The sequence below is a fragment of the Streptomyces sp. NPDC037389 genome, assembly GCF_040636475.1.
GTDB classification, from domain to species: domain Bacteria; phylum Actinomycetota; class Actinomycetes; order Streptomycetales; family Streptomycetaceae; genus Streptomyces; species Streptomyces hesseae.
Genome location: NZ_JBEZUS010000004.1, coordinates 109,038 through 129,789, shown reverse-complemented (window position 1 = coordinate 129,789; position 20,752 = coordinate 109,038). Strand labels below are relative to the sequence as shown.

Annotated in this window: 22 protein-coding genes and 1 tRNA gene; 14 read left to right on the top strand and 9 right to left on the bottom strand. The window is 69.3% G+C overall.

Annotation, left to right across the window (positions count from 1 at the left end; translation table 11 throughout):
* Both AB0E98_RS10200 and AB0E98_RS10195 read left to right on the top strand, forming a co-directional pair.
* On the top strand, positions 1–1,212 hold the full coding sequence (locus tag AB0E98_RS10200) for a peptidase M23 (RefSeq protein WP_361700815.1): 1,212 nt from the start codon (positions 1–3) through the stop codon (positions 1,210–1,212).
* A gap of 75 nt (positions 1,213–1,287) precedes the next feature.
* Positions 1,288–2,004: a hypothetical protein gene (locus tag AB0E98_RS10195; RefSeq protein ID WP_361700812.1), complete on the top strand. Its 717-nt coding sequence runs from the start codon at positions 1,288–1,290 to the stop codon at positions 2,002–2,004.
* A 76-nt stretch (positions 2,005–2,080) separates the two neighbouring features.
* Here AB0E98_RS10195 and AB0E98_RS10190 read toward each other — a convergent pair.
* A tRNA-Gly gene (locus AB0E98_RS10190) sits at positions 2,081–2,151 on the bottom strand.
* A gap of 544 nt (positions 2,152–2,695) precedes the next feature.
* Here AB0E98_RS10190 and dcd point away from each other — a divergent pair.
* Together dcd and AB0E98_RS10180 are read left to right on the top strand one after the other, a co-directional pair.
* Entirely contained in the window at positions 2,696–3,271 is a 576-nt protein-coding gene (gene dcd, locus AB0E98_RS10185) for a dCTP deaminase (protein ID WP_071962992.1), read from the top strand.
* A gap of 45 nt (positions 3,272–3,316) precedes the next feature.
* A complete protein-coding gene (locus AB0E98_RS10180) occupies positions 3,317–3,814 on the top strand; it encodes a phosphoribosyltransferase (protein ID WP_361700809.1) in 498 nt (165 codons plus the stop codon).
* Between the two features lie 65 nt (positions 3,815–3,879).
* Here AB0E98_RS10180 and AB0E98_RS10175 read toward each other — a convergent pair whose 3' ends face one another.
* The 4 genes from AB0E98_RS10175 to AB0E98_RS10160 form a co-directional block, all read right to left on the bottom strand.
* A complete protein-coding gene (locus tag AB0E98_RS10175; RefSeq protein ID WP_361701511.1) occupies positions 3,880–4,785 on the bottom strand; it encodes a Yip1 family protein in 906 nt (301 codons plus the stop codon).
* A gap of 134 nt (positions 4,786–4,919) precedes the next feature.
* Positions 4,920–5,429, bottom strand: a complete 510-nt coding sequence (locus AB0E98_RS10170) for a MarR family winged helix-turn-helix transcriptional regulator (RefSeq protein WP_361700807.1) — start codon at positions 5,427–5,429, stop codon at positions 4,920–4,922.
* Between the two features lie 50 nt (positions 5,430–5,479).
* Positions 5,480–6,046 carry a Uma2 family endonuclease gene (locus tag AB0E98_RS10165; RefSeq protein WP_361700804.1) on the bottom strand — a complete coding sequence of 189 codons (567 nt, stop codon included), beginning with the start codon at positions 6,044–6,046 and terminating at the stop codon, positions 5,480–5,482.
* A gap of 123 nt (positions 6,047–6,169) precedes the next feature.
* Entirely contained in the window at positions 6,170–8,440 is a 2,271-nt protein-coding gene (locus AB0E98_RS10160) for a (Fe-S)-binding protein (protein ID WP_361700802.1), read from the bottom strand.
* 276 nt (positions 8,441–8,716) lie between these two features.
* On the opposite strand from AB0E98_RS10160, the gene dnaK reads away from it, so the two are divergent.
* Genes dnaK through AB0E98_RS10140 form a run of 4 tightly spaced genes read left to right on the top strand, consistent with a single transcriptional unit; the run spans position 8,717 to position 12,909 of the window.
* Positions 8,717–10,579: a molecular chaperone DnaK gene (gene dnaK, locus AB0E98_RS10155; RefSeq protein WP_361700800.1), complete on the top strand. Its 1,863-nt coding sequence runs from the start codon at positions 8,717–8,719 to the stop codon at positions 10,577–10,579.
* Positions 10,576–11,226: a nucleotide exchange factor GrpE gene (gene grpE / locus AB0E98_RS10150; protein WP_361700797.1), complete on the top strand. Its 651-nt coding sequence runs from the start codon at positions 10,576–10,578 to the stop codon at positions 11,224–11,226. The genes dnaK and grpE overlap by 4 nt, the downstream gene beginning before the upstream one ends.
* Before the next feature lie 33 nt (positions 11,227–11,259).
* Complete coding sequence (gene dnaJ, locus AB0E98_RS10145) at positions 11,260–12,444, top strand: molecular chaperone DnaJ (protein ID WP_361700795.1); 1,185 nt, start codon at positions 11,260–11,262, stop codon at positions 12,442–12,444.
* A gap of 3 nt (positions 12,445–12,447) precedes the next feature.
* Positions 12,448–12,909, top strand: a complete 462-nt coding sequence (locus AB0E98_RS10140) for a helix-turn-helix domain-containing protein (RefSeq protein WP_361700793.1) — start codon at positions 12,448–12,450, stop codon at positions 12,907–12,909.
* Between the two features lie 61 nt (positions 12,910–12,970).
* Here the strand turns inward: AB0E98_RS10140 and AB0E98_RS10135 are convergent, their stop codons facing one another.
* Positions 12,971–13,450 carry an ATP-binding protein gene (locus AB0E98_RS10135; RefSeq protein WP_361700790.1) on the bottom strand — a complete coding sequence of 160 codons (480 nt, stop codon included), beginning with the start codon at positions 13,448–13,450 and terminating at the stop codon, positions 12,971–12,973.
* 241 nt (positions 13,451–13,691) lie between these two features.
* Here AB0E98_RS10135 and AB0E98_RS10130 point away from each other — a divergent pair, with 241 nt between their 5' ends.
* The 5 genes from AB0E98_RS10130 (at position 13,692) to AB0E98_RS10110 (ending at position 16,819) form a co-directional block, all read left to right on the top strand.
* Entirely contained in the window at positions 13,692–14,543 is an 852-nt protein-coding gene (locus AB0E98_RS10130; RefSeq protein WP_361700788.1) for a helix-turn-helix transcriptional regulator, read from the top strand.
* Between the two features lie 10 nt (positions 14,544–14,553).
* Complete coding sequence (locus AB0E98_RS10125; RefSeq protein ID WP_361700785.1) at positions 14,554–14,745, top strand: DUF397 domain-containing protein; 192 nt, start codon at positions 14,554–14,556, stop codon at positions 14,743–14,745.
* A gap of 106 nt (positions 14,746–14,851) precedes the next feature.
* Positions 14,852–15,781 (top strand): hypothetical protein, encoded by a 930-nt coding sequence (locus AB0E98_RS10120; RefSeq protein WP_361700782.1) that lies wholly within the window; start codon positions 14,852–14,854, stop codon positions 15,779–15,781.
* Positions 15,782–16,001: 220 nt separating this feature from the next.
* The gene (locus AB0E98_RS10115) at positions 16,002–16,586 is read left to right on the top strand and encodes a DUF2975 domain-containing protein (RefSeq protein ID WP_361700780.1); all 585 of its coding nucleotides are present in this window, start codon (positions 16,002–16,004) and stop codon (positions 16,584–16,586) included.
* The gene (locus tag AB0E98_RS10110; protein ID WP_361700777.1) at positions 16,586–16,819 is read left to right on the top strand and encodes a helix-turn-helix transcriptional regulator; all 234 of its coding nucleotides are present in this window, start codon (positions 16,586–16,588) and stop codon (positions 16,817–16,819) included. The genes AB0E98_RS10115 and AB0E98_RS10110 overlap by 1 nt, the downstream gene beginning before the upstream one ends.
* Here AB0E98_RS10110 and AB0E98_RS10105 read toward each other — a convergent pair.
* Positions 16,816–18,273, bottom strand: coding sequence for a serine hydrolase domain-containing protein (locus tag AB0E98_RS10105; protein WP_361700775.1), 1,458 nt, complete (start codon positions 18,271–18,273; stop codon positions 16,816–16,818). The two genes, AB0E98_RS10110 and AB0E98_RS10105, sit on opposite strands and share 4 nt — an antisense overlap.
* 82 nt (positions 18,274–18,355) lie before the next feature.
* On the opposite strand from AB0E98_RS10105, the gene AB0E98_RS10100 reads away from it, so the two are divergent.
* On the top strand, positions 18,356–19,039 hold the full coding sequence (locus AB0E98_RS10100; protein WP_361700773.1) for a TetR/AcrR family transcriptional regulator C-terminal domain-containing protein: 684 nt from the start codon (positions 18,356–18,358) through the stop codon (positions 19,037–19,039).
* Positions 19,040–19,056: 17 nt separating this feature from the next.
* On the opposite strand, the gene AB0E98_RS10095 is transcribed toward AB0E98_RS10100, so the two are convergent.
* Both AB0E98_RS10095 and AB0E98_RS10090 read right to left on the bottom strand, forming a co-directional pair.
* Positions 19,057–19,461: a TIGR03618 family F420-dependent PPOX class oxidoreductase gene (locus tag AB0E98_RS10095; protein ID WP_361700771.1), complete on the bottom strand. Its 405-nt coding sequence runs from the start codon at positions 19,459–19,461 to the stop codon at positions 19,057–19,059.
* Positions 19,462–19,563: 102 nt separating this feature from the next.
* Positions 19,564–20,607 (bottom strand): fibronectin type III domain-containing protein, encoded by a 1,044-nt coding sequence (locus AB0E98_RS10090; protein WP_361700768.1) that lies wholly within the window; start codon positions 20,605–20,607, stop codon positions 19,564–19,566.
* Between the last annotated feature and the right edge of the window lie 145 nt (positions 20,608–20,752).

The window sequence follows — 20,752 nt, the reverse complement described above, 5'->3', positions numbered from 1 at the left end:
TTGAACGGACGTGAGGCCCTCGCCCTGGCGGCGGGGGGAGCCCGGCGTGCCCTCATGGTCAAGCTGGGGGTACCGGTCGCGGCCCTGTTCATGGCCTTCCTGATCCTGCTCGGTGCGTTCGCCGGCATAGGCGGTCGCGGGGCGTCCGCCGCCGCCTGCGGCAAGCCCGGCCAGCCCGCCGACGACGGCGCCAACGGTCGCGGCGGGGACGGGACGGGCGGGGCGGGCAAGGAACTGCGCGCGCGGCAGGTGCAGAACGCGAAGATCATCGATCAGGTCGCCAAGGACGGAAAGCTGCCCGGCAAGGCCACGCTCATCGCGCTGATGACGGCCCTGGCGGAGTCGCAGCTGGACAACATCAACTACGGCGACCGGGACTCGCTCGGTCTCTTCCAGCAACAGTGGTCGACGGGCTGGGGCACCAAAGAGCAGATCATGGACCCCAAGTACGCGGCCCACATGTTCTTCTTCGGCGGCGACAGCGGCGACCCGCCGGGTCTGACGGACTACAAGTGGGAGAACATGTCGCTCAACGACGCCGCCCAGAAGGTGCAGCGATCCGGTTTTCCCGACGCCTACGGGCCGAAGGAGACCCAGGCCCGCAGCATCGCCAAGGAAGCCGGCATCGACCTGGAACGGGCGGGCGACAACCACCCCGACCAGCCGGGGAAGTCCGGGAACAAGCCGGCGCAGGACGGCGACAAGAAGCCCGACGGCAAGGGTCCGGGCAACTGCGACGCCACCGGCACAGGCGGCACCCCCGCCAAGCCCGGCGAGCCGTTCCACGATGGCGCCTCGGGATGGCCAGCGAAGGTGGCCAACCGCCGCTCGACCGCCGACGCCATCGCGTGGGCGCGCGCCGAGGCGGCCAGCCACCGCGCGGACTGGTACCAGAAGTGCCTGGCCTTCACCTCGATCGCGTACGGCTGGAACTTCTCCGGCACCGACTACGCCATCGACCACTACACACAGGTCATGCCCAAGGACATGAGGCACGACGGCGACCGCAACCCGCCGCCGGGCGCCCTGATGTTCTGGGACACCGGGCACCGGGCCGGACACGTCGCGATCTACGTCGGGGAAGGCAAGATCGCGTCCAACGACATCGAGGGCAGGGGAGAGATAGCCATCGTCCCGGCCACCGAGATCGAGACCAAGTGGAGCGCCAAGTACCTGGGCTGGTCGCCCCCCTACTACCCCAACGCGGGATGATCCTGATGATGATGGTGCGGCGGAACCGAAGGGCACGTTGCTCGGCGTCCGGCGGGAAGTAAGGATTGATTGGTCATGCCTGTTGTGACGGACCTCGACTCGGTCCCGCTGACGCCCGTGTACACGATCGTCATCAGTGCGGCGGGAGACGCCACCGTCGACGGGGAGCAGGTCGAGAGCCTGCCCGGGCAGGACGCGCGTACGTCGGCCCTCGCCGACATCCGCGTCCGGGCCGCCCGCCGGGGGCACCCGGTGCGGATCAACGCCAAGGAGCCGGACGGTTCGGTCTGGCCCCTGATCGTCGATCACGACGGCGCGGTGACGCCGCTGGACGCACCGCACCCGGTGCCGGCTCCGACGCCGTCCCCGGAACCGGCGCCTCCGGTGATCCCGCCGACCCATCCACTCGAACCGCTGGCCCCCCACCACGCCGCCGTGCTCGGCCGGGTCGTCGCCGCCGAACTGCGCGGCGACCTGGCCGGGGCGGCCGTCGCGGCGGAGGAACTGGAGACGGCGCTGAGCGCGGAGCTCGGCCCCTTCCACCCCCACACGCTCGGCGCGCTGGGGACCCGCGCCTGGCTGTCCCTGCTGCTGCGCGGCGACTGGGCGACCGCCACCCGGCTCCACCTGCTCACCGCCGAACGCCGTCACCAGGCCGGGGCCCGGGACGCGGAGACCCGCCGCGCGGCCCGGAACGCCCACGCCGCCTGGGCACTGCTGCGGACGACCGATCCGACGGCGGCGGAAGCCCTCCGGCCGGAACTCGGCAGAGTCGCCCACCTGACGACGTAGCGGGGTCGGGGGGCTCCCGAAGCCCCCCGACAACGCAACGGACCCCAGGCCATTCGGCCTGGGGTCCGTCCAGAAGAGCGGGCGACGAGAATCGAACTCGCGCTCTGAGCTTGGGAAGCTCATGTTCTACCATTAAACTACGCCCGCGCGAAGGCCCCTCAGGGCCTCGTATCGTCGCACACTCTACCTCATCGAAGGCCTCCGGTGCACTCGCCGTGGGGCCTTCCTGTCGTGTGAGGGCGCTGTGGTGGCGATGGGGACGCGGGCGTGGCGGGCGGGAGTTGGGGCGTACCGTGGGGGGTCGGCAAACCGTGAGGGGGTGTCGGGGTGCCGCGCTCCGGTCGGTCCGATTCATCCCCTAATGTGGATTTTGCCGGTCATGTACTTGGGGAAAGGGAGCTCTATGGAGCGCACCGTGGTTCGTTGTGCCGAGGGGCACGTGTTCAGCACCGCTTCGTTCCCGATGCAGCATCTCGGACCTTCCCGGATCGGCCCCGGACGGCTGCTGCGCTGCCCCCGCTGCGCGCGGCTGCGGCACTCCGTCCCTGTGGCGTCCGAGAAGAACCGATGACGAAGAGCTGATGACACAGAGCTGATGGTGAAGAGCTGACGACCGGCGCGACCCCGGCCCCGTCCCGGGGGCCGGGGTCGCGTTGTCAGGTTGTCCGGCTTCTTTGCGTATCCTCGAGACGTGCTTCTCTCAGACAAGGACATCCGGGCCGAGATCGACGCCGGCCGTGTGCGGATCGACCCGTTCGACGAATCGATGGTGCAGCCGTCGAGCATCGATGTGCGGCTTGACCGCTACTTCCGGGTGTTCGAGAACCACCGGTACCCGCACATCGACCCCGCGGTCGAGCAGGCGGACCTCACGCGTGAGGTGGTGCCGGAGGGCGACGAGGCGTTCATCCTCCACCCGGGCGAGTTCGTGCTGGCCTCGACGTACGAGGTGATCACGCTTCCCGACGACGTCGCCTCGCGGCTGGAGGGCAAGTCCAGCCTCGGCCGTCTCGGTCTGCTGACGCACTCGACGGCCGGCTTCATCGACCCGGGCTTCTCCGGGCATGTGACGCTGGAGCTGTCGAACATGGCCACGCTCCCGATCAAGCTGTGGCCCGGGATGAAGATCGGCCAGCTGTGCATGTTCCGGCTGACGTCACCCGTCGAGCATCCTTACGGGTCCGCGAAGCACGGTTCCCGCTACCAGGGACAGCGTGGGCCCACGCCCTCGCGGTCCTTCCAGAATTTCCACCGCACGCAGGTCTGACCGTCCGCAGCGACGACGGTCCAGGGAACAGGGCGAAGAGCAACAGTGAGTGAGATCCGCGAGAACCTGACCTACCCGATCTTCGGGCAGGCCATCCGTGAGCTGGCACAGACCATCGCGGACGACGGCTACGAGCCGGACATCATCCTGTCCATCGCCCGTGGTGGCGTCTTTGTCGCGGGCGGTCTGGCCTACGCGCTGGACTGCAAGAACATCCACCTGGTGAACGTCGAGTTCTACACGGGTGTGGGTTCCACGCTGGAGATGCCGGTCATGCTGGCCCCGGTGCCGAACGCGATCGACTTCTCCAACAAGAAGGTCCTCATCGCGGACGACGTCGCCGACACCGGCAAGACGCTCAAGCTCGTCCACGACTTCTGCCTGGACCACGTCGCCGAGGTGCGCAGCGCGGTCATCTACGAGAAGCCGCAGTCGCTGGTGAAGTGCGAGTACGTGTGGAAGCGCACGGACGAGTGGATCAACTTCCCGTGGTCGGTCGAGCCGCCGGTGGTGCGGCGCGAGGGCCAGATCCTCGACGCGTAAGGCGTAGCGGTACGACACGAAAGAAGGGCCCGTCCGGATGGACGGGCCCTTCTCTCATACCGTCTCTAGAGCGTGCCCAGCTTGATCAGCGCCAGCAGCGCGACCAGCTGGATCGCCGAGGCGCCCAGCGCCCGGGGCCACGGCAGGTCGTGCGACTTGCTCACCATCGACGTCAGCAGCGCGCCGCCCGCCAGCCAGGTGGCCCAGCCCAGGACCTGGACGAGGGTGCTGTCGCCGCCCAGGAACATCGCGAAGAGCAGCCGGGGCGCGTCCGTGATCGACATGATCAGCATCGACAGACCGACGGTCGGCTGCCATATGCCGTCGCCGCCCAGCTGCCGGGCGAGGGTGTGGGTGACCGCGCCGAGGATCAGCCCGGCGACCACCATGATCACGCCGGTGATCAGCACGGCGGGCAGCACATCGGCGAACGAGGCGCGCAGGACGTCCGCGCGGGCCTTGTCGAAGCCGAAGACGGCGAGCAGGCCGTAGACGAAGGTGACGATCAGGGCCGGGGCCCACACCTGGTGGTCCCGCATCTGCCAGAAGGTGGCCGACGGGCGCAGCACGATGCCGGTCAGCAGTTCCTTCCAGTGCAGCCGCGGGCCGGGCGGCGGCGGGGGCGGACCGGCGGGCCCGTCGCCGTAGCCGCCGTACGCGTCCGGTGCCTCGCCGACGCTGAACTGCTGGGTGCGGCCGGCGTCCTGCCCGTAGTACGGGTCCTGGGGGTAGCCCTGCGGGGCCTGCGGCTGCTGGTACGGCTGCTGCGGTTGTCCGCCCCCGCCGAAATACTCCGGCTCGTCGTAGCCGCCCTGCCCCTGCCCCTGTCCCTGCGCCTGCCACTGCCGCTGGTCCCCGTAGCCGCCGCCGGGCGCGCCGGAGTGTCCGGGCGCGCCCTGGCCGCCGCCGTACGGAGCCTGTTGTCCTTGCCACGCGGGCCCGGGGCCCTGGGCGTCCCGTCCTCGTCCCATCCTGAATCCAGCCACGTCTTCGAACGTACCCGCTCCGGAGAGTTCCTGAAGCCGCCCCCGGGCGAACAGGCCGGGCTTTGCGGCCGAGCTGTGACATCCCCTAGGGGAAAACTCAGGGGACCGCCCTATCGCCCCTATCGCTTGGGCAGCCAGCGGTCGGGCGAGAGCAGCTCGTCGGCCCCCACGTTGCTGATCATGCGGCGCATGACGGTGAGGGCGGCGGCGTACTCCTCGTCCGTGATGCCGGCGTGGATCTCCGCGCGCACCCTGCGCACGACCTCGAAGATGCGCTCCTTGGCCTCGCGGCCGGCGTCGGTCAGCACGTAGCGGTCGTCGGTGCCCTCGGTCATCCAGCCGCGGGCGAGGAGAGAGTACAGCGCCTGGTCGATCTCCTCGGGCCGGTGGTCGAGGTTGACGGTGAGCGACTCGCGGAGCTCCTGCCGCGTCAGGCCGCCCTCGACGAGGACGGTGCGGTTGAGCACCCACCACTGCGGCTGCGTGACGTCCTGCGTGGCCAGGGCGGCCCGGATGTGCCGGATGACGGCCTTGTGGGTCGCGTAGCTCCAGTAGCCGATGGGCTGCCCGGCGAGGTTGCCGTCGTCGGCCTTGGGGGTGGTCAGCTGGGTGTTCTGCGTCGTCGTCATGTGAGTGACAGTAGGACCTCAAGCATGGTTGAGATCAAGAGTGTTGGTGGTCACGAGGGGTACGTGCGGAATTCGGAGGTGTCGACGGTCCACGCGCCGACGGAGACCTTGTCGCCGAAGGCGTAGTCGTGGCGGGCGCGGTAGCAGAGCTGTCCGTCAGATCCGGGGCCGGGATCGGACATCACTGACACCGTCCCCTTGCGGGGGTCGATCAGCAGGTACAGCGGGATACCCATAGCCGGGTACTCGTCCATCTTGTCCGTGTAGTCGTTGCTGTGATTGGACGGCGAGACGATCTCCGACACCATGGCCAGGTCGCGCGGATCGAAAGGCTCCATGGTCTCCTCGGCGAAGACTTCCTCCGGTACGACGATCAGGTCCGGGCGGCGGAGCTTGCCGAGCGACACGTCCTCGATTTCCCCGCCGGAGTGGGCCACCAGCCCATCCTCGAGCTGCGGATCCAGCTGACGGCGCAGACGCATCGCGATGAGCTCGTGGGGCCTGGACGGCGACATCATCATGATGATTCCGTCGTGGGTGATCTCGACGCCCCTGATCGGGTCGGGAGCGTGCTTCATCAGTTCCTCGGCGATGGCGCGCATGCGGGCGTAGTCCATGGCGTGACTCCTGAGTGCGAGCTCTGAGCGCGTACGCGTTCATCGTCCCACGCCCCTACGACAACGGCCGGGCCCCGCGAACAGTCGTCGCGGGGCCCGGCCGTACGTGCGCTCCGGAAGCGGCTACTTCACCGGCTCCGGGTCCGGCTCCGGCGCGTCCGCCGGCTCGCCGTCGCCCTCCGGCGCGGCCGGGATCTTCACGGACTCCAGCAGCAACTGGGCCACGTCGACGACCTGGATGGACTCCTTGGCCTTGCCGTCGTTCTTCTTGCCGTTGACCGAGTCGGTCAGCATGACGAGGCAGAAGGGGCAGGCAGTGGAGACGATGTCCGGGTTGAGGGACAGCGCCTCGTCCACGCGCTCGTTGTTGATGCGCTTGCCGATGCGCTCCTCCATCCACATGCGCGCACCGCCGGCGCCGCAGCAGAAGCCGCGCTCCTTGTGACGGTGCATCTCCTCGTTGCGCAGGCCCGGCACCTTGGCGATGATCTCGCGCGGCGGGGTGTAGACCTTGTTGTGGCGGCCCAGGTAGCAGGGGTCGTGATAGGTGATCAGACCCTCGACCGGGGTGACGGGGATCAGCTTGCCCTCGTCGATGAGGTGCTGGAGCAGCTGCGTGTGGTGGATGACCTCGTACTCGCCGCCCAGTTGCGGGTACTCGTTCGCGATGGTGTTGAAGCAGTGGGGGCAGGTCGCGACGATCTTCTTCTTCGCCTTCTCGACCTTGACGCCCTCCTCCGCGTCCTCGCCGAACGCCATGTTCAGCATCTCGACGTTCTGCTGCCCGAGCTGCTGGAAGAGGAACTCGTTGCCCAGACGGCGGGCCGAGTCACCAGTGCAGTTCTCGTCGCCGCCCATGATGGCGAACTTCACGCCCGCCATGTGCAGCAGCTCCGCGAAGGCCTTGGTGGTCTTCTTGGCGCGGTCCTCCAGGGCGCCGGCGCAGCCGACCCAGTAGAGGTAGTCGACCTCGGTGAGGTCCTCGATGTCCTTGCCGACGACCGGGACCTCGAAGTCGACCTCCTTGGTCCACTGGAGCCGCTGCTTCTTGGCCAGGCCCCAGGGGTTGCCCTTCTTCTCCAGGTTCTTGAGCATCGTGCCCGCCTCGGACGGGAAGGAGCTCTCGATCATCACCTGGTAGCGGCGCATGTCGACGATGTGGTCGACGTGCTCGATGTCGACCGGGCACTGCTCGACGCACGCGCCGCACGTGGTGCAGGACCACAGCACGTCCGGGTCGATGACGCCGTTCTCCTCCAGCGTGCCGATCAGCGGGCGCTCGGCCTCGGCCAGGGCCGCCGCCGGGACGTCCTTCAGCTGCTCCTCGGTGCCCTTCTCCTCGCCCTCGGCATCCTTGCCGCCGCCCGCGAGCAGGTACGGCGCCTTGGCGTGCGCGTGGTCGCGCAGCGCCATGATCAGGAGCTTGGGGGAGAGGGGCTTGCCGGTGTTCCAGGCGGGGCACTGCGACTGGCAGCGGCCGCACTCGGTGCAGGTGGAGAAGTCGAGGATGCCCTTCCAGGAGAACTCCTCGACCTTCGAGACGCCGAAGACGGCGTCCTCCGCCGGGTCCTCGAAGTCGATCGGCTCGCCGCGGCTGGTCATCGGCTGGAGCGCGCCCAGCGCCACGTCGCCGCTGGACTCGCGCTTGAACCAGATGTTGGGGAAGGCCAGGAAGCGGTGCCAGGCCACACCCATGTCCGTCTTCAGCGAGACCGTGATCATCCAGATGAAGGACGTCGCGATCTTCAGCCCGGCGAAGAAATAGGTGAGGTTCTGGAGGGTGGAGAGGTCCATTCCCTCCAGCCACGAGACGACCGGGTACGAGATGAAGAACGAGGCCTCGTAGCCGTCCACATGGTGCTGGGCACCCTCAAGGGCGTGCAGCATGAAGATGCAGACGCCGACGATGAGGATGACGGACTCGACGAAGTACGCCTGGCCGGTGTTGGAGCCGGCGAAGCGGGACTTGCGGCCCGCGCCGCCCGGCCGGTTCAGCTGCCGGATGACGATGAGCACCAGGATGCCGAGCGCGGTCATCGTGCCGACGAACTCGACGAAGACGTTGTACGGCGCCCAGTCGCCGATGACCGGCAGGATCCAGTCGGCCTTGAAGAGCTGGCCGATGGCGTTGACGATCGTCAGCAGCAGCGAGAAGAAGCCCACCGCCACGAACCAGTGCGCGACGCCGACGACGCCCCACTTGTTCATACGGGTGTGGCCGAGGAACTCCTTGGCCACCGTGACCGTGCGCTGTACCGGTTCGTCGGTGCGGGCTCCCGCCGGTACGGGCTGGCCGAGCCGTACGAAGCGGTAGATCTGGAGGAGGGCACGGCCGAACAGCGCGACGCCGACCGCGATGAGGACCAGCGACACGATGATCGCGGCGAGTTGCATGGGAGGGCTCCTCCGGGTGGGAGAGCGGGATTACTAATCGGTAACTTATCCAGTCCGTTCGAGACTACTCACTCTCCCGCGCGCGATATACCCGCATCGCCGGTGATCTGCGTCGCGCAGGCAACCCTTCGCGGGCCTCCCGCACCCCTCCCGTGTCCCCGGGTGACCGTAAGGCTGACATAAAAGTTGAGCGGGCCCGACTCAGGTCTGTTGACAGTTTTTCCTCCCTGTTGCACCCTTGAGTCTGTTCCACTCAAGTCAGCTGGAGGAATCGACATGGCACGTGCGGTCGGCATCGACCTGGGTACGACGAACTCCGTCGTCAGTGTTCTCGAAGGCGGTGAGCCCACCGTCATCACCAACGCCGAGGGCGCCAGGACCACGCCGTCCGTCGTCGCCTTCGCGAAGAACGGTGAGGTGCTGGTCGGCGAGGTCGCCAAGCGCCAGGCCGTCACCAACGTCGATCGGACGATCCGCTCCGTCAAGCGCCACATGGGCACTGACTGGAAGATCGAGATCGACGGCAAGTCCTTCAACCCGCAGCAGATGAGCGCCTTCATCCTGCAGAAGCTGAAGCGCGACGCCGAGGCGTACCTGGGCGAGAAGGTGACCGACGCGGTCATCACCGTCCCGGCGTACTTCAACGACTCCGAGCGTCAGGCGACCAAGGAGGCCGGCGAGATCGCGGGCCTGAACGTCCTGCGCATCGTCAACGAGCCCACCGCGGCCGCCCTGGCCTACGGCCTGGACAAGGACGACCAGACCATCCTGGTCTTCGACCTCGGTGGCGGCACCTTCGACGTCTCGCTGCTGGAGATCGGCGACGGCGTCGTCGAGGTCAAGGCCACCAACGGTGACAACCACCTCGGTGGTGACGACTGGGACCAGCGCGTCGTCGACTACCTGGTCAAGCAGTTCGCCAACGGCCACGGCGTCGACCTGTCCAAGGACAAGATGGCGCTCCAGCGTCTCCGTGAGGCCGCCGAGAAGGCGAAGATCGAGCTGTCCTCGTCCACCGAGACCTCGATCAACCTGCCCTACATCACGGCGTCCGCCGAGGGCCCGCTCCACCTGGACGAGAAGCTCACCCGCGCCCAGTTCCAGCAGCTGACCGCAGATCTGCTCGACCGCTGCAAGACCCCCTTCCACAACGTCATCAAGGACGCGGGCATCGCCCTCTCCGAGATCGACCACGTGGTCCTGGTCGGTGGCTCCACCCGTATGCCCGCCGTCGCCGAGCTCGTCAAGGAGCTGACCGGCGGCCAGGAGGCCAACAAGGGCGTCAACCCGGACGAGGTCGTCGCCATCGGCGCCGCCCTCCAGGCCGGTGTCCTCAAGGGTGAGGTCAAGGACGTCCTGCTCCTCGACGTGACCCCGCTGTCCCTCGGTATCGAGACCAAGGGCGGCATCATGACCAAGCTGATCGAGCGCAACACCACGATCCCGACCAAGCGCTCCGAGATCTTCACGACGGCCGAGGACAACCAGCCGTCCGTGCAGATCCAGGTCTACCAGGGCGAGCGCGAGATCGCGGCGTACAACAAGAAGCTCGGCATGTTCGAGCTGACGGGCCTGCCGCCGGCCCCGCGCGGCGTCCCGCAGATCGAGGTCGCCTTCGACATCGACGCCAACGGCATCATGCACGTGACCGCCAAGGACCTGGGCACGGGCAAGGAGCAGAAGATGACCGTCACCGGCGGCTCCTCGCTGCCGAAGGACGAGGTCAACCGCATGCGCGAGGAGGCCGAGCAGTACGCGGAGGAGGACCACAAGCGCCGCGAGGCCGCCGAGACCCGCAACCAGGGCGAGCAGCTCGTCTACCAGACGGAGAAGTTCCTCAAGGACAACGAGGACAAGGTTCCCGCCGAGGTGAAGACCGAGGTCGAGACCGCCGTCGCCGAGCTCAAGGAGAAGCTCAAGGGCGAGGACTCGGCCGAGATCCGCACCGCGACCGAGAAGGTCGCCGCGGTCAGCCAGAAGCTGGGCCAGGCCATGTACGCCGACGCCCAGGGCGCGCAGGGCGCCGCCGGTGCCGCGGGCGCCGGTGCCCCCGGCGGCCAGCAGGCCAAGGCCGAGGACGACGTCGTCGACGCCGAGATCGTCGACGACGAGAAGCCGAAGGGCGGTGCGTCGGCGTGACGGAGGAGACCCCGGGCTTCGACGAGAACGAGAAGCCTGAAGGCACCTCCGACGCCACGACCCCCGACGACGCGGCGAAGGCCGCCGGGTCCGCCGACAAGGCGGCCCCGGCCGGCCCGGCCGCGGCCGAGGACCTCGTCGAGGTTGGCCTCCAGGCACAGCTGGACCAGTCCCAGGCCGCGCTCGGTGAGCGCACCGCGGACCTCCAGCGGCTCCAGGCCGAGTACCAGAACTACCGTCGCCGGGTGGAGCGGGACCGGGTCGCGGTCAAGGAGGTCGCCGTGGCGAACCTTCTGTCCGAGCTCCTCCCCACCCTCGACGACATCGGTCGCGCCCGCGACCACGGCGAGCTGGTCGGCGGCTTCAAGTCCGTCGCCGAGTCGCTGGAGACCATCGTCGCCAAGATGGGCCTCCAGCAGTTCGGCAAGGAGGGCGAGCCCTTCGACCCGCTGGTCCACGAGGCGCTGATGCACGCCTACGCGCCCGACGTCACCGAGACGACGTGCGTGCAGATCCTCCAGCCGGGGTATCGCATCGGCGAGCGGACCATCCGCCCCGCGCGCGTCGCGGTGGCCGAGCCGCAGCCGGGCGCGAGCCCCAAGGGCGAGGAGTCCGACGAGGAGAGCGGTGGCCCGGAAGAGGGCTGACGCCATGAGTGACGGGAAGGAGGGACGCCGAGGATGAGCCTCAGCAGGGACTTGCTGGAAAAGGACCTTTACAAGGTCCTCGGCGTCTCCAAGGACGCCACCGAGGCGGAGATCAAGAAGGCGTACCGGAAGCTCGCCCGCGAGTTCCACCCGGACGCCAACAAGGGCGACGCCTCGGCCGAGGAGCGCTTCAAGGAGATCTCCGAGGCCAATGACGTCCTGGCCGACCCCAAGCGTCGCAAGGAGTACGACGAGGCCCGCGCCCTGTTCGGCAACGGAGGCTTCCGTGCCGGGCCGGGCGGCGGCGGCTCGTTCAACTTCGACCTGGGCGACCTCTTCGGAGGCGCCCAGGGCGGTGCCGGCACCGGCGCCGGAGCCGGCGGCTTCGGCGGCGGGCTGGGCGATGTCTTCGGCGGCCTCTTCAACCGGGGCGGCGGCGGTCCCCGCACCCAGCCCCGGCGGGGCCAGGACATCGAGTCCGAGGTGTCGCTCAACTTCACCGAGGCGGTCGAAGGCGCCACCGTCCCGCTGCGGATGTCCTCCTCGGCGGCATGCAAGGCGTGCTCCGGCACGGGCGACAAAAACGGTACGCCCAGGGTCTGCCCGACCTGTGTCGGCACCGGCCAGGTGTCGCGCGGCTCGGGCGGCGGCTTCTCGCTGACCGACCCCTGCCCCGACTGCAAGGGCCGCGGGCTCATCCCCGAGAACCCCTGCGACGTCTGCCACGGCAGCGGCCGGGCCAAGTCCTCCCGCACCATGCAGGTCCGCATCCCCGCCGGAGTCTCCGACGGCCAGCGGATCCGCCTGCGCGGCAAGGGCGCCCCGGGCGAGCGCGGCGGTCCCAACGGCGACCTCTACGTCGTCGTCCACGTCGGCTCCCACCCGGTCTTCGGGCGCAAGGACGACAACCTCACCATCACCGTGCCCGTCACCTTCACGGAGGCGGCCCTCGGCGGCGAGGTACGGGTCCCCACCCTCGGCGGCCCGCCGGTCACCCTCAAGCTGCCCGCCGGCACGCCCAACGGCCGGACGATGCGCGCCCGCGGCAAGGGCGCGGTCCGCAAGGACGGCACCCGCGGCGACCTCCTGGTCACCATCGACGTCGCCGTGCCCACCCAACTGAGCGACAAGGCCCGGGAAGCCCTGGAGACCTACCGCGAGACCACAGCTGATGAGGACCCGCGCGCGGAGCTGTTCCAGGCCGCGAAGGGAGCGTGACCCATGGAAGGAATCGGCCGCCGACGCAATCCATACGAGCTCACCGCTGAGTCACCGGTCTACGTCATCTCCGTGGCGGCCCAGCTGTCGGGTCTCCACCCGCAGACCCTGCGGCAGTACGACCGCCTCGGCCTGGTCTCTCCCGACCGCACGGCCGGGCGCGGCCGCCGCTACTCGGCGCGCGACATCGAGCTCCTGCGCCAGGTGCAGCAGCTGAGCCAGGACGAGGGCATCAACCTGGCCGGCATCAAGCGCATCATCGAGCTGGAGAACCAGGTCGCCGCGCTGAGCGCTCGCGTCGCCGAGCTCCAGTCCATCGTCGACGGCGCGGCCGCGGCGATGCAGCAGCGCGAGGCGCAGGTCCACGCGTCGTACCGCCGGGACCTGGTCCCGTACCAGGACGTCCAGCAGGCCAGCGCGCTGGTGGTCTGGCGACCGAAGCGGGAGCAGAAGAAGCACGGCTGAGCTTTCCGCTCGGCCCGCGGGCCCGTCACCCACGTGTGTGGGTGACGGGCCCGTCGTGCGTTCATGTGGCCGCCGCCGCCCACGCTGCGGGCACCCTGTGGCTGATCTCGCACCAGACGGTCTTGGTCTCCTCGCCGTAGAGGTCGCGGTGCAGCGGGGTGTAACCCCACCGGTCCGCGAGTGCCTGGAGGAGGCGCAGCCCGCGCCCGTTGCTGTCGAACGGGCGTGTTGCCGTGCGGAGCGCGGGCGTCTTCGCGCACGCGTCCCGTACGACGACCCGCAGGGTCCCCCACTGCGACCAGGCGAGCGTCAGCTCGGCGGTGCTGGTGGTGTGCACGATCGTGTTCGTCAGCATTTCCCCTGCCAACAGCTCGGTCCGGCCGATGAGTTCGCGTAGCCCGTGGGCGATGAGGGTGGCGCGGATGGTCGTGCGGGCGACCTGGACGGCGCGGGCGTCGTGGGGGATGAGCAGGCGGTACTCGAACGGTTCGACGTCCGGGGCGGGGGATGGCTTCGGGGTGGGAGGAAGGTGCAGCAGCATGTCGCCTCCTGCGGTGGGGTGTTGGTGGCCGAGTCGCCGGTGTCGATGCCGCCGCGCCCATGGTTTCGGGCAGGGCGATGCGCTTCCGGGGCGGCCGGATGTGGCCGCTCTGTGAGCGGCGCACGACTCAACGTAGGGACGAATGTTGGCCCTTCGCAACCTGTTGGGGAAAGTTCGCTCGCTGGGGTGGCGGCGTGGCAGAGTGCGCTCCAGGCAAGGCCTGCGAGAGGGAGGGAAGTCAATGCCGCCCAGAACGAACCCCACTGCCCGCCAAGTGCGATTGGGGACGGAGCTCAAGAGGCTGCGGGAGTGCGCGGGGGTCGCGGCGGTGGAAGCTGCCCGGGTGATCGGCGTCGATCCGGGCAAGATGTCCTACATCGAGTCCGGGCGTGTGGCAGTGAGTGAGGGTCGCCTGTGCGCGCTGGCTGGCCATTATCGCTGTACAGATGAGTCGCTGGTGAACGTCCTTGTTGCCATGACGGGCAGGCAGCGGCGAGGTTGGTGGGAGAAGTATCGAGGTGTTGTCGACCCGCTGACCCTGGATGTGGCCGAGCTTGAGCACCATGCGGTGTGCCTGAATTCGTTCCAAGTGGTGCACGTTCCAGGGATCTTGCAGACCGCCGAATACGTACGTTCGCTGTACAGCAATGACATGCACGAGTTGTCCGAGGAAGAGGTCGAGGCAGTCGTGGACTTCCGTGTCGGGCGCCGCCAGGTACTCGACCGCAAGCCTGTGCTGAGGCTTGATGTCTTCATCCACGAGGCGGCGCTCCGGATCAGGGTGGGAGATCGGAAGGTGGCGCATGACCAGCTGCGTTTCATCCTGGACATGACTGATAGGGCCGGTGTCACTGTGCGTGTCATCCCCTTCGAGCGGGATGGTTTCGTCGCGGGTTCATTTCCGATGCTCTACGCGGAAGCCCCTGTAAGGCGGCTGGACACCGTCCAGATCGACAGGGTTCATGGCAGCACCTTCGTGGACGACGAGCGCCAGCTGGCGAACTATCGAAGGGTGCTCGGCGTGGTAGGGCGGGCCGCCTTGTCGCCGTCTGGATCGCGAGACTTTATTCGCCGCATTGCACAGCAGATGTAAGGACGAGATGGTGTCAAAGGTTGCCTGGCAGAAGAGCACGTACTCGGCCAGCACTCCCGGGAATGAGTGCGTCGAGGTCAGCGCCGCCAACGGCGGCATCCGCCTCCGCGAAAGCGACGCCCCCGGCACGGTCATAGTGACCGCACCCCCCGCCCTCGCCGCCCTCATATGGGCCACAAAGGCGGGCAGAATGGACATCTGACCCCTCTCCGTCCCCCTTCGCGGTCGCCGCGACCACCCCACCCCAACCCATCCGGGGTTATCCACAGGCGTGGCACCGCGCCCCTCCCTTCCCCCACACTCACCCCATGACGGGGGACGACATCAGTGCCCTGGCCGCTGCCCAAGGCGGCCTCGTGGTCGCGAGCCAACTGCGCCCACTCGGGCTGAACCAACGCCAGGCGAACCGGTTTTTCCAGCGGGAGGGCTGGACTCGGGTCCGCCTCGACGCCTGGCTCCGGCCGGGCCGTGTCCCGGGGCACCGTGAGGTGTTGGGGGCATACCAGCTGGCGCGCCCCCAACTGGTCGTCAGCCATTGGGCGGCTGCCGAGCTCCATGACCTCGAGACCCACACCGAGCGACGGCTCGACTTCACAGGGCCGCCGGCCAGCCGCCACAGGGTGGGTGGCGGCACGCTCCACCGGCTGCCCCTGGACCCGGACGAAACCACGACGATGGCCGGTGGCCTGAAGGTCACCACTGTGGCGCGGACTTTGGCCGACCTCCTGCGGTCGGGGCCACGGGACGAGGCGCTGGTGGCGGTCGACTCGGCGCTGAGCCGACGGCCCAGCCGGGCGCCCGGGTCACGTTGCTCCCGGGGGTCACTGACGTCTCTGGACGATGTCCGGCGGTCGCTGGACCGTGCGCCAGTGATGCGGGGCGCCAAGGTGGCCGTGGAATGGCTGCTACTGGCCGATCCCAGGGCCGGGTCACCGGCCGAGACGCTGGCCCGGCTGCGAATGCACGATGCCGGGCTGCACCCGGAGACACAGGTGCTGCTGGTCACGCCCAATGGGCGACGCGCGTACCCGGACTTCTTCTTCCGGGCGCGGGGGCTGGTCGTTGAGATCGAGGGGTACGCGTGGCACGGGAGCAGGGCACAACACCAGCGGGACACGGTCAGGTTCAATGACCTGTCCGCGTGTCCGGAGGTGCGGCGGATTCTGCGGTTCACGGCGGCCGATGTGTTCCACCGGGCGTACGTGATGATCCGCGACATCCGCAGTGCCCTGGGGTGACGTTGTGACGAGAGAGGTGCGGCCAAGCCCGCTGATGCGCGATCCCGCTGCCTCGCAGTCCCGGCTCCCTCCCCGCCGCCCCTGAAGCCCGCCTCCGCTTCGCTCCGGCGGCGCAAGCCCCTGCCAGGCCTGCCGGGTGGGCTCGGCAGCGCCCGTGGACTTGTCGAATATCGATATGGTCCTCTAGTCTCGGGCATATCGAAAAACGATAGGAGGCGCGATGAACACGCGACTGACGAGGACCCTGGCCTCGGTGACCTTCGCGCTGGGGGTGCTCTGCGGGCTCACCTTCGTCGGCAAGGGCATCACGCACATGCTCGACGACGGGGCGGTCTGCGTGCAGACGGGCTTCTGGCGCAATGCCTCGCTGGCGGACAGCCTGCCCGTCGGCAAGGGCGTGGACGCGTCCAGCAGCGCCGAGCGCCTCTGTCAGCGCGATCCCTCCACGGGTCAGCGCGCCGCCGACCTCGGGGGCGAGCTGCCCTGGTTGCTGTTCGGCTCCCTCGCGCTGCTGCTCTTCTCGCGGCTGCTCAAGGCCGTGATGCTGGAGGGGCCGTTCACCGAGACGGTGGCGCGACGGCTCTCCGTTCTCGGCTGGTTCGTCGCCGTGGGCACGCCGCTGGCCGGGCTGGTCGTAGGCTGGTCGCAGTCGTGGCTCGTCGGGAGCATGGCGCCGGTCGCGGGTTCCGGGCCGGTGGTCGCCGGGCCGCAGGTGCTCATCCTTGCCGGCCTCGCCGCGATGATCATGGGGAAGATCATGCGCGAGGGCGTGCGCATGAGAGAGGACCTCGAAGGGACCATCTGATGCCCGAAGAGGAACTCCACTCGATCCGGATCCACCTCGACCGGATCCTCGCCGAGCGCGGCATGACGCTCACCGAACTGTCCGCGCAGGTGGGCATCACCGTCGTCAACCTGTCCGTGCTCAAGAACGGGCGGGCCAAGGCCATCCGCTTCTCGACCCTGTCGAGGATCTGCGATGTCCTCCGGTGCCAGCCGGGCGACCTGATCACCCACGACCCCGCCGGGCCGCCCTAGGGCTGTGGCGCTCGGTCTCGGATCGCCCACGGCAGGGGGGATTTCGCTGCTGTGCGCCCCCGCGCCTGGCCGCGGCGGCGATCATCCCGCCTGACGAAGAGGCGACCGGCGAGGTCGACCCCGATGATCGTGCCGGCATCGTCGCGGGTGAAGAAGCCGCGCTGGTCCGCCAGGCCGCCCTCGGTGATGACGTATTCGTCGCCGTCCCCGGGCAGGAGGCCCATCGCGGCGGCGGGGTAGTCCGGGGGCATCTCCATGTCCGACGCCTCGCGGATCTCCGGCTTGATGCCGACCGCGAGCGTGAGGCGGGAGCCGTCCGTGGCGATGTCGAGGTTCATGGCGTCGTTCTCGTAGTGGCCGACGACCTCGCGTGCCTCGGTCGCGTCGTACGGCAGCGGTTCCGGGGCGTGCTCGACCACGCCGAGGTAGCGCTCCAGGGCCCAGCGGACGGCGGCCTGGTTGAAGACGTAGCCGTCGGGGCCGGCGTTGGAGAGGGCGACGACGGCGAAGTTCCGCTCGGGCACGATGAGGAGCTCCGCGAACTGGCCGTTGCCCGAGCCGCCGTGCCCGATGGTGTGGACGCCGTCCACGTCGCGCAGGAACCAGGCGATGCCGAAGGCGTCGCCGAGCGTGCTGCCGCGCAGGGCGACCGTCTCCCGCTGCATGTGCCGCAGTGCGTCCTCGGGGAGGACGCTGTCGCCGGGGGTTGTGCCGAGGTGGAAGCGGGCCCAGCTCAGGAGGTCGCTCGCCGAGGAAGCGATGCCCCCGCCGGGGTTGTTGGCGCGGTCGCCGGGCCGGAACGCCTTCCAGGGCTGGGCGGACCGCATCGTTCCGTCCTCGCCGCGGTTGTGGCCGACGGCGAAGCGCCTGATCATCACGTCCTCGGGGTCGTAGAAGGTGTTCGAGAGGCCCAGGGGTTCGAGGACGAGCGAGGATATGGCCTTCTCGAAGCTCAGTCCCGTGACCTTCTCGATGATCCGTCCAGCCAGGTTGTAGCCGGCCTGGCTGTACGAGGCGCGGGCGCCCGGCGGGGCGATGAGGGGGAGCTGGGCCATCCTCGCCACGTACGAGGGCAGGGTGCCGTCCTCCTCGCCGGTGTCGATCAGGGCCCAGTCCAGGCCTCCGGTGTGGTTGAGGAGGTTGAGGACGGTGATGCGCTCCGCCGTCTCCTCGTCGGTGAGTTCGAGCTCGGGGACGTACCGGCGCACCGGCGCGTCCAGGTCCACCTTCCCTGCCTCCACCAGGCGCATCAGCGCCGTCGCCGTGAAGGTCTTGCTTACCGAGGCCAGGTGGAACAGCGTCCGCTCGTCGACGGGCAGCGGGTTGTCCAGGCTGGTCACGCCGTGGGACGCGTAGGTCTCCCGCCCGTCCATCAGCACCCCGACGGCCACGCCGGGGACGCCCAGCTCCTCGGCCTTGGCCTCGACGAACCCGGCCAGCTGCTCCTGCGACATCGCTTTCCCCTCCACCGACTTGAACTAAGTGCAAGTGCAGCGTAGGGCAGGTCCTGCACTTAGTTCAAGTAGGGTGATGGGCATGCCTCGGAACACCCTGACCGCAGACCAGATCGTCCGTGCCGCCATCACGCTGCTGGACGAGGAGGGGCTGGACGGTCTCAACATGCGCAGCCTGGGCAAACGGCTGGGCTCGGCCGCCACGGCGATCTACTGGCACATCAAGACCAAGGACGATCTGGTCCGGCTGGCGGGCGACGAGGTCTGGGGCGAGGTGGCGCTGCCCGACCTCGATGCCGACGACTGGCGGACGGCCGCCACCGCCATGGCCACCGGCATGCACGCCATGCTCACCCGGCATCCGTGGCTCGGGCAGGCGTTCGGCAGCCATTTCCTCTACGGGCCCGGCAAGTCCCGTTACGACGACCACACCCTCGCCCTCTACGAGAAGGCGGGTTTCGCGGCCGCCGACGCGGACCGGGCGGCCGGAACGGTGTTCCTCTTCGTGGTCGGCAGCGCCCTGGGGCCCGCCTCCGAGGTCTCGCTGAACCGGCGGCTGGGCAAGGATGGCGACGCGGAGCAGCAGATGGCCGAGACCATGGCGCGGGCCACCGAGGTCGCCATGGGCTTCCCGCGTCTGCGCGAGCGGCTCGGCACGGCCGCCGCCACCGGCTACGCCGCCGCGCCGGACAGCACCTTCGAGTTCGGTCTGCGGGCCATTTTCGACGGGTTCGAGGCCCGTCTCAGCGGTGGTGGCGCTGTCTGAGGGGAGGGTAGAGGGCGTTAGCCCCGGCCCAGCGCCCGCGTGACCGCGATCTCGATGACCACCCGGTCGGGATTCGGCCGCGGCACGCGCTCGTAGCGCTCCGCGTAGCGGCGCACCGCGTCGGCGACGGCGTCGGCCTCGGTGCGGACGACGGCGCGGCCTTCGAGGGTGGCCCAGCGCTTGCCCTGGTGCTGGGACACGGCGACCCGGGCGCCCCCGGGGCCCGCGGCCTGGACGTTGGCGACCTTGCGGCCGCTCTTGTCGCAGATGACCCGGGCGATCCGTGCCTCGGGGTCGTAGGTGACACCGACGGGCACGACGTGCGGGGAGCCGTCGGGGCGCAGGGTGGTGAGGGTGCAGACGTGCCGCTCGCGCCAGAAGGCGAGGTAGGCGGGGTCGGGGTCGCGGAGGTCGATCGCCATGGCGGCCAGGTTAGACCCGGTCGGCCGGGCCGTGGGCCCTGCCCGGCCGGCCGGGGACGTCAGGCGGTTCGGTAGGCGGTCCGGCAGGCGGTCCGGTGGACGTCAGGCGGTCCAGTACAGGACCGGCGCGGCCGGTGCCGATTCGACGCCGTCCGCCGTCACCGCCGTCACCGCGTACCAGTACTTGGTGCCGTCCTTGACGTCCCGGTCCTGGAGCGAACGGCCGCTGACGGGTGCCGGGTTCAGCTTGGTCGCGCCGCTGCGGTCCGTGGCGTCGGGCCGCTCCTCGGACGTCCAGCGGTAGACGTTGTAGCCGACGATCCGGGGGTCGCCGGGCTCGGCCTTGCCGTCGTCCCAGCTGACCAGGGCGATCTCGCCCTGGTCGCCGGTGTTGGCGACCTGCCACATGACGGGGGCGGCGGGCTGTCCGGGCTTGCGCTCGGCGAGGGTGGGCTTGACCGACGTCGAGTACGCCGACCGGGCGGGCACGATGGCGACGACCGCGTAGAAGTAGTCGTTGCCCTCCTTCTCCGGGACCTGGAGGCTGACGTCCGGTCCGCCGGCCTCGTAGAAGAGCTCGGCGCCGGTCTCGGGGCGTACCGGGGCGGTCCTGGAGCGGTAGATCATCCAGTGGTCGGGGCGGTCGCCCGCCTCGGGCTGCTTCCAGTGGATGTTGAGCGTGCCGTCCGCCAGGGTGGCGCGGACGTCGACGGGGGCCGCGTGCCAGGGGCGGACGATGTCCCGGGGCGTGGAGAAGGCGGATTCCGCGCCGTCCTTGCCGACGGCCGTGATGGCGTAGCTGTAGTGGACGCCGCCCTTGTCCAGTTCGGTCTCGTCCACGTGGCGCCCGGCGAAGGGCACCTTCCCCGCGGTGGCGATCACCTGGGCGGTGTCCGGGCCGTCCGCCGTGCGCCAGCGGTGGATCCGGTAGCCGGTGGTGGCCTCGTCCTTGTTGGCGGTCCACGTCAGGACGACGCCGTTCGCGTAGCGGGCCGCGAAATCCGAGGGCACGGCCGGGCCGGAGGCGGCGGCCGCGACGGCGGATACGGGCGCCGCCTGCGCGGCGGAGGCGGGAAGGGCGAGTCCCGCCGTCGTGGCGAGGACGAGCGCGGTGCCGATGGCCGCGTGGCTCAAGGGGCGGCTCAAGGGGCGCGATCCCCCGTGGAATCGGAACATGGTGAAAGTCCCTGGTGTGAGAACGGTTGGCGCCGTTTGGTGGGGGGAACGCCATAAATGATCTTGGCACAGCTCCGCCCGGAATAGGGAATGGCTGTACTTTTCGGGCGTGAGG

Coding starts and splice junctions, on each gene's coding strand:
- AB0E98_RS10195 (WP_361700812.1), top strand. CDS start 1,288: ATGCCTGTTGTGACGGACCTCGACTCGGTCCCGCTGACGCCCGTGTAC.
- AB0E98_RS10175 (WP_361701511.1), bottom strand. CDS start 4,785: ATGGGACGAGGACGGGACGCCCAGGGCCCCGGGCCCGCGTGGCAAGGA.
- AB0E98_RS10170 (WP_361700807.1), bottom strand. CDS start 5,429: ATGACGACGACGCAGAACACCCAGCTGACCACCCCCAAGGCCGACGAC.
- AB0E98_RS10165 (WP_361700804.1), bottom strand. CDS start 6,046: ATGGACTACGCCCGCATGCGCGCCATCGCCGAGGAACTGATGAAGCAC.
- AB0E98_RS10160 (WP_361700802.1), bottom strand. CDS start 8,440: ATGCAACTCGCCGCGATCATCGTGTCGCTGGTCCTCATCGCGGTCGGC.
- dnaK (WP_361700800.1), top strand. CDS start 8,717: ATGGCACGTGCGGTCGGCATCGACCTGGGTACGACGAACTCCGTCGTC.
- dnaJ (WP_361700795.1), top strand. CDS start 11,260: ATGAGCCTCAGCAGGGACTTGCTGGAAAAGGACCTTTACAAGGTCCTC.
- AB0E98_RS10140 (WP_361700793.1), top strand. CDS start 12,448: ATGGAAGGAATCGGCCGCCGACGCAATCCATACGAGCTCACCGCTGAG.
- AB0E98_RS10135 (WP_361700790.1), bottom strand. CDS start 13,450: ATGCTGCTGCACCTTCCTCCCACCCCGAAGCCATCCCCCGCCCCGGAC.
- AB0E98_RS10130 (WP_361700788.1), top strand. CDS start 13,692: ATGCCGCCCAGAACGAACCCCACTGCCCGCCAAGTGCGATTGGGGACG.
- AB0E98_RS10120 (WP_361700782.1), top strand. CDS start 14,852: ATGACGGGGGACGACATCAGTGCCCTGGCCGCTGCCCAAGGCGGCCTC.
- AB0E98_RS10115 (WP_361700780.1), top strand. CDS start 16,002: ATGAACACGCGACTGACGAGGACCCTGGCCTCGGTGACCTTCGCGCTG.
- AB0E98_RS10110 (WP_361700777.1), top strand. CDS start 16,586: ATGCCCGAAGAGGAACTCCACTCGATCCGGATCCACCTCGACCGGATC.
- AB0E98_RS10105 (WP_361700775.1), bottom strand. CDS start 18,273: ATGTCGCAGGAGCAGCTGGCCGGGTTCGTCGAGGCCAAGGCCGAGGAG.
- AB0E98_RS10100 (WP_361700773.1), top strand. CDS start 18,356: ATGCCTCGGAACACCCTGACCGCAGACCAGATCGTCCGTGCCGCCATC.
- AB0E98_RS10095 (WP_361700771.1), bottom strand. CDS start 19,461: ATGGCGATCGACCTCCGCGACCCCGACCCCGCCTACCTCGCCTTCTGG.